At 35.6% G+C, this 9,166-nt stretch carries 11 protein-coding genes and 1 pseudogene; 9 read left to right on the top strand and 3 right to left on the bottom strand.

The genetic code is table 11. The annotated features are described in order from the left end of the window. A pseudogene (locus ACFSR0_RS05210) lies at positions 1-334 on the bottom strand (transposase family protein); the annotation flags it as partial. Between the two features lie 270 nt (positions 335-604). Here ACFSR0_RS05210 and mltG point away from each other — a divergent pair. The 7 genes from mltG (at position 605) to ACFSR0_RS05175 (ending at position 5,937) form a co-directional block, all read left to right on the top strand. Continuing rightward, positions 605-1,783: an endolytic transglycosylase MltG gene (gene mltG / locus ACFSR0_RS05205; protein ID WP_379980595.1), complete on the top strand. Its 1,179-nt coding sequence runs from the start codon at positions 605-607 to the stop codon at positions 1,781-1,783. A gap of 42 nt (positions 1,784-1,825) precedes the next feature. Beyond that, positions 1,826-2,299, top strand: a complete 474-nt coding sequence (gene greA, locus ACFSR0_RS05200; protein ID WP_379980593.1) for a transcription elongation factor GreA — start codon at positions 1,826-1,828, stop codon at positions 2,297-2,299. 167 nt (positions 2,300-2,466) lie between these two features. Then, positions 2,467-3,192: a cell wall-active antibiotics response protein LiaF gene (gene liaF, locus ACFSR0_RS05195; RefSeq protein ID WP_379980591.1), complete on the top strand. Its 726-nt coding sequence runs from the start codon at positions 2,467-2,469 to the stop codon at positions 3,190-3,192. After that, positions 3,189-4,280: a sensor histidine kinase gene (locus ACFSR0_RS05190; RefSeq protein WP_379980589.1), complete on the top strand. Its 1,092-nt coding sequence runs from the start codon at positions 3,189-3,191 to the stop codon at positions 4,278-4,280. The genes liaF and ACFSR0_RS05190 overlap by 4 nt, the downstream gene beginning before the upstream one ends. After that, positions 4,258-4,887, top strand: a complete 630-nt coding sequence (locus ACFSR0_RS05185; protein ID WP_379980587.1) for a response regulator — start codon at positions 4,258-4,260, stop codon at positions 4,885-4,887. Before ACFSR0_RS05190 ends, ACFSR0_RS05185 begins: the two co-directional genes overlap by 23 nt. A 73-nt stretch (positions 4,888-4,960) precedes the next feature. Beyond that, positions 4,961-5,626 carry a potassium channel family protein gene (locus ACFSR0_RS05180; RefSeq protein ID WP_379980585.1) on the top strand — a complete coding sequence of 222 codons (666 nt, stop codon included), beginning with the start codon at positions 4,961-4,963 and terminating at the stop codon, positions 5,624-5,626. 11 nt (positions 5,627-5,637) lie between these two features. Next, the gene (locus ACFSR0_RS05175) at positions 5,638-5,937 is read left to right on the top strand and encodes a HesB/YadR/YfhF family protein (RefSeq protein ID WP_379980583.1); all 300 of its coding nucleotides are present in this window, start codon (positions 5,638-5,640) and stop codon (positions 5,935-5,937) included. A 72-nt stretch (positions 5,938-6,009) separates the two neighbouring features. Here the strand turns inward: ACFSR0_RS05175 and ACFSR0_RS05170 are convergent, their stop codons facing one another. Together ACFSR0_RS05170 and ACFSR0_RS05165 are read right to left on the bottom strand one after the other, a co-directional pair. After that, complete coding sequence (locus tag ACFSR0_RS05170; RefSeq protein ID WP_379980599.1) at positions 6,010-6,966, bottom strand: phosphoglycerate dehydrogenase; 957 nt, start codon at positions 6,964-6,966, stop codon at positions 6,010-6,012. A gap of 69 nt (positions 6,967-7,035) precedes the next feature. Continuing rightward, positions 7,036-7,845: a DUF1189 domain-containing protein gene (locus ACFSR0_RS05165; RefSeq protein ID WP_379980582.1), complete on the bottom strand. Its 810-nt coding sequence runs from the start codon at positions 7,843-7,845 to the stop codon at positions 7,036-7,038. Between the two features lie 130 nt (positions 7,846-7,975). Here ACFSR0_RS05165 and ACFSR0_RS05160 point away from each other — a divergent pair, with 130 nt between their 5' ends. Next, positions 7,976-8,362 (top strand): GtrA family protein, encoded by a 387-nt coding sequence (locus ACFSR0_RS05160; RefSeq protein WP_379980581.1) that lies wholly within the window; start codon positions 7,976-7,978, stop codon positions 8,360-8,362. A gap of 86 nt (positions 8,363-8,448) precedes the next feature. Continuing rightward, the gene (locus tag ACFSR0_RS05155) at positions 8,449-9,057 is read left to right on the top strand and encodes a superoxide dismutase (protein ID WP_379980580.1); all 609 of its coding nucleotides are present in this window, start codon (positions 8,449-8,451) and stop codon (positions 9,055-9,057) included. Positions 9,058-9,166 lie beyond the last annotated feature (109 nt).

The raw sequence follows: 9,166 nt of genomic DNA, 5'->3' as shown, positions 1-9,166 counted from the left end.
AATAGGTTTTGGCAGAAAACGTATGATGGCACTGAGTACAACGAAAACGCTGTTTGTACAGGTGTAGATAAGTTGGTACTTCTTGATACGGAAGCAACTGAATCTAACTATCATGATAGGCATGACGGATGACAGAATCAAATCCACAACATTCGCAACGATGCACTTCTCCGGTTAATAAGCCGGTAAATACATTGGCCATACGGCCATGAACGCGCTCTTTACTAATGGCATCTTTTGAAAAGGTAATATGGGAATCTTTGATGTTCAAAATTTGTTTGATAGAATGACTTGTCTTTTCATCCGTACATTTGATATTCTTAGTTATGGACATTTGGTTATCCTCCTATGATTGTTTTTGACGATTTAATCATAGGACAACCGGATGTCTTTTTGTTATAAAAAAATATTTGGCGTCACTACTCAGTTTGAGTAACAACACCAAATATTATAGAACCTTTATATTTTGAAGCAATGAACCGTTGCCTTGTTTTTGTTAAAATAAACTTTATTGCAGTTTTTATTTTCTACTTTATCATGTATAATAGTACAAGTTAGTGTGTTCATCACTTAGATAATCCAAAAAAAAATAAAGGAAATCCTGATGAAGAAAGAAAAAAAAGTAAGCAATCCAATACAACAGAACGCGGAAGAGAAACTAGAAAGCGTCTCTGATGCACCGAAAGATGTTCGACGTTCCCTGCGAAGAAAAGAAGATAAAATTGTTAGAAAAATCACCATTTCTGTTCTGATGATTGTGCTAATTATTGGTGGCATATTAGTTTACAATATCTATAATTATATTACTTCAAGTTTGGAGCCGCTGAATGCTAAAAGTGATAAGAAAATTGAAGTAGTTATTCCGAATGGCTCTTCAAACAAAGAAATTGGTGAAATATTAGAGAAAGATAAAGTAATTAAAAGTGGTATGGTGTTTAATTATTACACAAAATTTAATAATTTAACTGGTTTTCAGGCGGGAACCTATCAATTTGCAGCTAGTATGGCATTATCAGAAATCAGTAAAGCATTAAAAGATGGTGACGTTGCCGAAAAAGAAGCACAGGCTCGAATTACGATTCCGGAAGGGTATGACATTGATCAAATAGCGGATGTTGTAGCGAAGAAAACCTCTTTTTCAAAAAATGACTTTCTAACAACTATTAGTGACAATGACTTTTTTCAAACGCTATTGACTGCGTATCCAAACCTGTTACAAAGTGCAGCGGAAGCGACTGATGTTCGTTATCGTCTTGAAGGATATTTATTTCCTGCAACCTATAATTATTATGAGAATATGACATTGAAAGAATTGGTTGCGTCTATGGTTGCGAAAACGGATAGTATTATGAGCAAGTATTACACACAAATCAAACAAAAAAATTTGAGCGTCCATGAAGTGTTAACCTTAGCATCCTTGGTAGAAAAAGAAGGAGTTAAGGAAGACGATCGAAAAAATATTGCACAAGTCTTTTTTAATCGTATTGCAGCAGATATGCCTCTACAATCAGATATTTCAATCCTATATTCTTTGGGAGAACATAAAGAAGATGTCACAATCGAAGACACACAGGTTGACTCACCGTATAATTTGTATAATAATACTGGTTACGGACCAGGACCGTTTGACAACTCTAGTGAACAGTCCATTCAGGCGGTTTTAAATCCGACAGCCAATAATTATTATTATTTTGTTGCGGATATGACGACTGGTAAGGTTTATTTTTCCGCAACGTATGATGAACACCTTGTAAACAAGGAGAAATACGTAGACAATAGATAGAAAAAACACTTTTTATGAAATGTAAATAAAGGAGCAAGTGCTATGGTAGAAAAAGTATATCCAATGACATTAGAAGGAAAAGAAAAATTAGAAAATGAGCTGGAAGAGCTTAAAACAGTTAAGCGTGGAGAAATAATTGAAAGAATTAAAATTGCACGCAGTTTTGGTGATTTATCCGAAAACTCTGAGTATGAATCAGCGAAAGATGAGCAGGCGTTTGTAGAAGGTAGAATTACGACCTTGGAAAATATGATTCGCTTTGCACAAATAATTGATAACGGCGGCGTGGATCAAGACGAAGTTTCCATTGGTAAGACAGTCACTTTTATTGAATTACCAGACGGTGATGAAGAAGAGTATACGATTGTTGGAAGTGCGGAAGCAGATCCATTTTCAGGTAAAATCTCAAATGATTCCCCGATTGCTCAAGCCTTAATAGGAAAAAGACTGAATGAAGAAGTAATCATTTCAACGCCAGGTGGCGATATGCCTGTGAAGATTGTCAGTGTGAAATAACGAAACAAAAAATTATAAAAACTATCCTCCTATTTGAAGCGTTCACCAAAAATTTTTAGTTTTGGGGTATTTGCCAGTCTTAGGTGGATAGTTTTTTTCAGTCAAAAGACGGATGCTTTCCGTATAGATATTTGTTACAATATGGAAAATTAGGAAGGAGACCAATGATGAAGAATGCATGGCGTTTTTTTCTTATAGGAGAATGTCTTTTATTCGTTTTTGCTCTTTGGCAGTTAGTACATAATATTCCTTTAGTCATTCTTTTTTTCCTAGGAGTTGGTAGTATCTTCATAGTTACAAAGAAGGAAAATGAAAAAAAGAGAACTCTCCAGGTGATTGGGGCTATTTTTATCGTGATTGCATTAGTTAATAATTTTGCTATTTGGCTGATGTTGCTGTTTGCAATTTTATTTATTGGAATAAAAGGAGTAGAAATTTCAGGGGTTCAACTTTTTCAAAAAAATTGGTTGAAAAAGAAAAAAATCATGATGGTTGAAACAATCGAACCCACTGCCCACGCTTCGGAAAAAATCAAGAAAACGTGGATTGGGGATAGTCGAATTGGCAGTGAAATCTTTGAATGGAACGATATAGTTCTGAGTATTGTTGCAGGGGATACGATTATTGATTTGGGCAATACACTTCTACCAAAAAAGGAAAATACGATCGTTATTCGTAAACTATTCGGAAAAACCCGTATTCTTGTGCCAGCGGGTATAGGCATTAAGCTCCAGCAAAATAGCTTTCTGGGGACGGTAACTTTTGAAGATGAAGCAATTCAGTTAAAAAATGAGGAATTAATCATTTATAGTACAGATTATGACGACAGTCAAAGAAAACTGCATATTCTGTCCACCAACTGTGTAGGTGAAATTGAGGTGATTCGAGTATGAAAAAATACTCTTTTAGGATGGTCATTTCTTTTCTTTTTGCCTGTTTTATTTTTTTCACGCTTTTTTTGATTTGTCTGAGTTTATTTCAAACAGCTCATCCTCAAGAATGGTTTATTCAATTTTTTCAATGGCGTATTGTGTTTCTTCCTATTTTGGTTTTTTTATTGCTTCTTTCGATTTTCGGAGGATTAGTGCTTTTTTTTATATTAGGGTATTGGCAGAGGATTGTTTTAAAACCAATTGAGCTGTCATTGCAAAATTTATCAGAAGGAAACTATCCACAGAAAATGGAAGAGATGCCAATTGTTGTTCATCAACAAACGGTTCAAGGTATATTAGAGGATATCCAAGTTATTCAAATGAAAATGGTTACAATTTCAAAAGAATTGCAGTTGAGCAATGCCGAACCAAAACTGTTTGATGGACAAACAAAAGAGCAAATTTTAGCAGATGAACGGCACCGCTTAGCTCGAGAACTACATGATTCCGTTTCACAAGAATTGTTTGCTGCAATGATGCTTCTTTCAGCAATGAATGAACAGGCTAAAAAAGGACAAGTAGAGGAACGCCAACGAAAACAATTGGCTTTAATTACTGAAATTATTAATACCGCGCAATCAGAAATGAGAGCCTTGTTATTACATTTAAGACCGGTGAATCTTGAAGGGAAATCACTTAAAAAGGGGATTGAACAACTTTTAGTTGAACTTCAATCAAAAGTGACAATTCAAATCCATTGGCAAATAGCTGACTTACATTTACCAACAATTGTTGAAGATCAATTATTCCGAGTTGTTCAAGAACTTTTGTCAAATACGTTAAGACATGCCAAAGCTACTGACTTAGAGGTATACCTAAATGAAGTGAATCAACAAATTCATTTACGTTTGATTGATGATGGTGTTGGATTTGATACTAGCCAAGAAAAAACCGGAAGTTATGGTTTGACGAACATTCGTGAAAGAATTCATAGCATCGGAGGAACTGTCAAAATTATTAGTTTTAAAAATCAAGGAACAAGTATAGAGATAAAAATACCGATTTTTAAAGAAAGGGAAGTACAAAATGATTCGAGTACTATTAGTTGATGATCATGAAATGGTTAGAATAGGCGTATCTTCCTATTTGTCTATTCAAGATGATATTGAAGTCATTGCAGATGCAGAAAACGGTGAAATAGGTGTAAAAAAAGCATTAGAATTACGACCCGATGTCATCTTAATGGATTTGGTGATGGATGTGATGGATGGTATTGAAGCCACCAAACAGATCTTAGCTGCTTGGCCACAAGCAAAAGTAATCATTGTAACCAGCTTTATTGATGATGAGAAGGTGTATCCAGCAATTGAAGCGGGTGCATCGGGGTATCTTCTTAAAACATCGGCAGCCCATGATATAGCCAAAGCAATACGTGCAACTTACAGAGGAGAACGTGTTGTTGAACCCGAAGTATCAAGTAAATTGAAAAATGAATTGAGTAATCGCAATTTCCATTTGCATGATGAGTTAACAAATCGGGAGAAAGAAGTACTACAATTAATTGCAAATGGAAAAAGTAATCAAGAAATTGCTGATGAGTTGTATATCACACTAAAAACGGTCAAAACACATGTCTCTAATATCTTGTCAAAACTCGAAGTTGAAGATCGAACACAAGCAGCAATCTATGCATTCAAGCATGGTTATATTAAATAAGACAACCTATTAGGTGAACATTCTACCATTTTGTTATAATGGTGGAGAATCAAGGAATGAAGGAAGTGCAAAAGTGAAACAAAACTATGCGGTCATTGGGTTAGGACGGTTTGGTGGTAGTATTTGTCGGACACTTGTTGAATCTGGACAAGAGGTTCTGGCGATTGACGAAAATGAAGATCGAGTGAATGAGTATATGAATATTGCTACACATGTGGTCGTAGGGAATGCTCAAGATGAGAAGGTTCTTAAGTCACTTGGAATCCGTAATTTTGACCATGTTATCGTTGCAATTGGGGAAGATATTCAGGCAAGCATTTTGGTCACATTAATGGTGAAAGAGATGGGTGTGCCAAATATATTAGCCAAAGCACAAAATGAATACCATGCCAGGGTACTGGAGAAAGTTGGAGCGGATCGAGTGGTTCATCCAGAACGGGATATGGGAATTCGGATAGCACATAACTTGGTGTCTAAAAACATACTTGATTTCATTGAACTATCGGATGAATTTTCACTGGCAGAAATGCGTGTGACCAATCCGAAATTTTTTAATCACACATTGCTCGACCTGAATTTTCGTCAGAAGTACGGGTTAACGGTTGTTGCTATTCGAAGACCAAATGCGCAAGTTATTGTTTCACCATCTGCAAATCAACTAGTGAAGGAAAATGATAACTTACTAGTAATAGGGAATGCAGAAGATGTTGATTTTCTTGATAAAAAATTAAACGAGTAGAAGGGGTATTTATGCAACTAACAATTACACCGCAAGCGCTAGAGTGGTTTCAAAAAGAAATCCAGTTAGAACCTGGTATGGGAATCAAATTTTATGGAAAAGTGTACGGAAAAACACAAGTTCATGATGGCTTTTCTGTTGGACTCTCCGTTGATAGACCAGATAAACCATTAGTTGAGACCACGGTTTCAGGTATCCTATTTTTTATTGAAGAAACAGATGAGTGGTTTTTTAAAAGATATGATTTAGTTGTTGATTATAATAGTAAATTAGATGAACCTACGTATGTATTCGAAGAATCTAAGGGATAGTAGACACATAATAAACGTATGCAAAAAAATCTTTCCTCACGGTGGGGAAAGATTTTTTTGATAAGAGTCACTTTAGTATCCACTTTCAAGAGATACTTGGTTTCTTGAGAGTTTTTGATTTTCCAAAAAGGATGAAAAGTTCTCTAAAAATATGTTCATAAACAGTTCTTGGAAATGAGCTGTTAGACCCGAGATATGGGGTGTAATGAATAAGTTAGGCGCATTCCAAAGTGGGTCTTCTTCTGGAAGAGGTTCAGGATCAGCAACATCGATTGACGCAAATGCTAACTCATTGTTTTTTAGTGCGTTGAGTAACGCCACATTATCTACACTGGGACCTCGACCTACGTTAATGAAAGAGGCAGTTGATTTCATGGCTTGAAAAAAGCGTTCATCGTAGAGATGGTGTGTTTCCGGGGTTAACGGTAAAATATTGATTAAAAAATCAGATTCTTTTGCGCAGTCATAAAGATCACGAAGGGGACTCATTTTAGCAAAATGAAGTGTTGCACGACCATTTGTATTGATACCATTGACAGTACAACCGAATAAAGTAAGTTTTCGCGCTAATTCCTGCCCAATTTGACCTGCTCCAATAATGGTAATTACTTGTTCGCTTAAATTGTTATAGGAAATGGTTTTTGCTTGCCAATCGTGCGTTTGTTGTTGGAGCAGAGATTGGAATAACCCTCTCGTTTTCATCAAAAGTATGCCGAGGACGTGATCAGAAATTGATTGTGCATGAATGCCACTTCCATTTGACAAAAGAATTTTTTGTTGTTCGAAAGCTTTCAGAGGCAAGTAATCAACACCGGCTGAAATGGATTGCACCCACTTTAGATTTGCTGCTGGCTGTAAGAGATTGTTCGCCCATTCTTTATTCCAACCAATGGTAATCACAACCTTTTCCCATTGAAAGGATTCTGGAAGATTTTCAGCATAAACAAACTGATAATCTGATGACAGCTGGTTAATTTTTTCTGCATATTGCGTTCGAAATGGACGTGTGGATAAAATATAGTTCAAAATAATCGCCTCCTTAAATAATAGTGTACACCTTCTCATGAAAAAAAAGCTATCATCAGGATAGCTTTTTTGTTAGTTTGATGAAGGTAGTGGTTGATTTTTTTTCAGTGTTTGATAAAAGAGAAAACTGGTTGCTAAGAAAATAAAGGTTCCAGAATTAAACGAAAAATCAAAAAAGAGAATAAATGTACTCAGTAACGTTGGCAACGTTGAACAAACGATAACAGTTTTAAATGTGTCTAAAAAGGAAAAAGAACGGTCAATCATTTTTGCCCAGATACTTGCAAAAAGACTAGTCAGAAGAACTGTAAACACCAAGTTAATGAATGATGGATAAATAGCAACGAGAAAGATAACGATATAGAGAAACCAAGGCAAATGTTTTTGAGATAAAGTCTTTTTCAGCGTATGACCATTGATTGAAGAGAGTACTGACTGATTATAGCCCATTTTAAAAGCATTATCTCCCAAGAGTGACTGTGTTGTTTCATCAGAAGGTAGGCTAATAATCAATTCATCTTGGAGCATTCCGATGCTAATGAATTTTCCCTTTAAATCAGATTGAATATCAGCTGGCGTTCGTTTGCCATCAGGATCGAAGGTAAATGTTAAATAATTGCTTTGATAGATAAATCCTGAATTTTCTTCAGGGGAAACAAGTTGATCCTGATCAATTGTAAAAGCGGGCAGTTTTTCCGCAATTTTTTGTCCATCTTCGCGTAGGGCACCAAAAATATTCATTACTTGGGTAGTCATAGGTATTGCAAAAAGAAAGCTAAGTAAAACAAGGTAAAATAGAACCTTACCAAAAGGGGTTTTACGCACCGTAAAAAGTTGCTTAAAATGGAAGAAAGAACTAACAAACATCTGATAAATTGACATGTATACACTCCTCTTAATAAATTCGCTTCATGGTCATTTTAACGAATGCGACGATAGAAAACAAGGACTACCCGTGGATTTCACTTACTGGTATAATCTTTTAAGAAAGAACGAAGAGGAGTTTTTGATTATGGAGGTAATGAGTTACCTATTTTTTGGTGTGATGACAACAATTGTAAACATCGTTATTTATTTTTTATGTAGAGATATCCTGCAATTTCATTTTGCGGTGGCAAATACAATTTCTTGGATTCTTTCCGTTCTCTTTGCATTTGTGACGAATAAAAAATGGGTTTTTCATAGCAAAAGTGAAACAAAAGCAGAGTGGATAGAAGAGGCGGTCAAATTTATCTTTTACCGTGGATTATCATACGTCCTAGACATGGCTTCAATGTTCATCCTATTGAAAATTTTATTGACATCGGACGTATTTGCAAAATTTTTAACTCAGATTCTTGTTGTGGTAGCAAATTATTTTTTTAGTAAATTGCTTATTTTTAATAATAAGAAAAAATAAGCGGTTTTTAAGCAAATTTTTTGAGGAATTTGCTTGGATTTGCTATGCTAACAGAGTAATGATAATTATTTAGGAGGAAGAAAATTATGACTTACACTTTACCAGATTTACCTTATGCTTACGATGCATTGGAACCTTACATTGATGTTGAAACGATGCATTTGCATCATGATAAACACCATAACACCTATGTGACAAACTTAAATGCAGCGGTTGAAAAACACCCAGAATTGGCAGAAAAATCGGTAGAAGACTTAATTTCTTCAATATCAACTGTACCTGAAGATATTCGCACGGCCGTACGTAACAATGGTGGTGGACATGCCAATCATTCGTTCTTTTGGGAAATTTTAGCCCCTAATGCTGGCGGTGAACCAACTGGAGAGTTAAAAGCTGCTATTGATGAAACATTTGGAAGTTTGGAAGACTTTAAAGCTGAATTTAAGCAAGCTGCAACTGGCCGTTTCGGTTCTGGATGGGCGTGGCTAGTGTTGGACAATGGAGCGCTTAAAGTAACCTCGACAGCTAACCAAGATTCTCCATTGATGGAAGGACAAACACCGGTCATTGGATTAGATGTGTGGGAACATGCCTATTATTTGAAATATAAAAATGTGCGTCCTGATTATATTGAAGCTTTTTGGCACTTGGTTAATTGGGAAAAAGCCAACGAAATTTTCACGGCTGGAAAATAAGCTAACCATCTTTCATTTTAACTGAATTTTTGCAAAGCTGAACGACGATTAACCTAATCATCGCTCAGCTTTTTTGTAGGTTTCTAGCATGCTTCTTTCAGCATTATTG

Source organism: Enterococcus camelliae (assembly GCF_042685105.1).
Classification (GTDB): domain Bacteria; phylum Bacillota; class Bacilli; order Lactobacillales; family Enterococcaceae; genus Enterococcus_G; species Enterococcus_G camelliae.
Note: the sequence above shows the minus strand (reverse complement) of the source record. Positions and strands in the feature narration are given on the sequence as shown.

Bases quoted from the DNA above. Each gene is read 5' to 3' on its own strand.
- ACFSR0_RS05185 (WP_379980587.1), top strand. From the start codon at position 4,258: ATGATTCGAGTACTATTAGTTGATGATCATGAAATGGTTAGAATAGGC.
- greA (WP_379980593.1), top strand. From the start codon at position 1,826: ATGGTAGAAAAAGTATATCCAATGACATTAGAAGGAAAAGAAAAATTA.
- mltG (WP_379980595.1), top strand. From the start codon at position 605: ATGAAGAAAGAAAAAAAAGTAAGCAATCCAATACAACAGAACGCGGAA.
- ACFSR0_RS05160 (WP_379980581.1), top strand. From the start codon at position 7,976: ATGGAGGTAATGAGTTACCTATTTTTTGGTGTGATGACAACAATTGTA.
- liaF (WP_379980591.1), top strand. From the start codon at position 2,467: ATGAAGAATGCATGGCGTTTTTTTCTTATAGGAGAATGTCTTTTATTC.
- ACFSR0_RS05155 (WP_379980580.1), top strand. From the start codon at position 8,449: ATGACTTACACTTTACCAGATTTACCTTATGCTTACGATGCATTGGAA.
- ACFSR0_RS05190 (WP_379980589.1), top strand. From the start codon at position 3,189: ATGAAAAAATACTCTTTTAGGATGGTCATTTCTTTTCTTTTTGCCTGT.
- ACFSR0_RS05175 (WP_379980583.1), top strand. From the start codon at position 5,638: ATGCAACTAACAATTACACCGCAAGCGCTAGAGTGGTTTCAAAAAGAA.
- ACFSR0_RS05165 (WP_379980582.1), bottom strand. From the start codon at position 7,845: ATGTCAATTTATCAGATGTTTGTTAGTTCTTTCTTCCATTTTAAGCAA.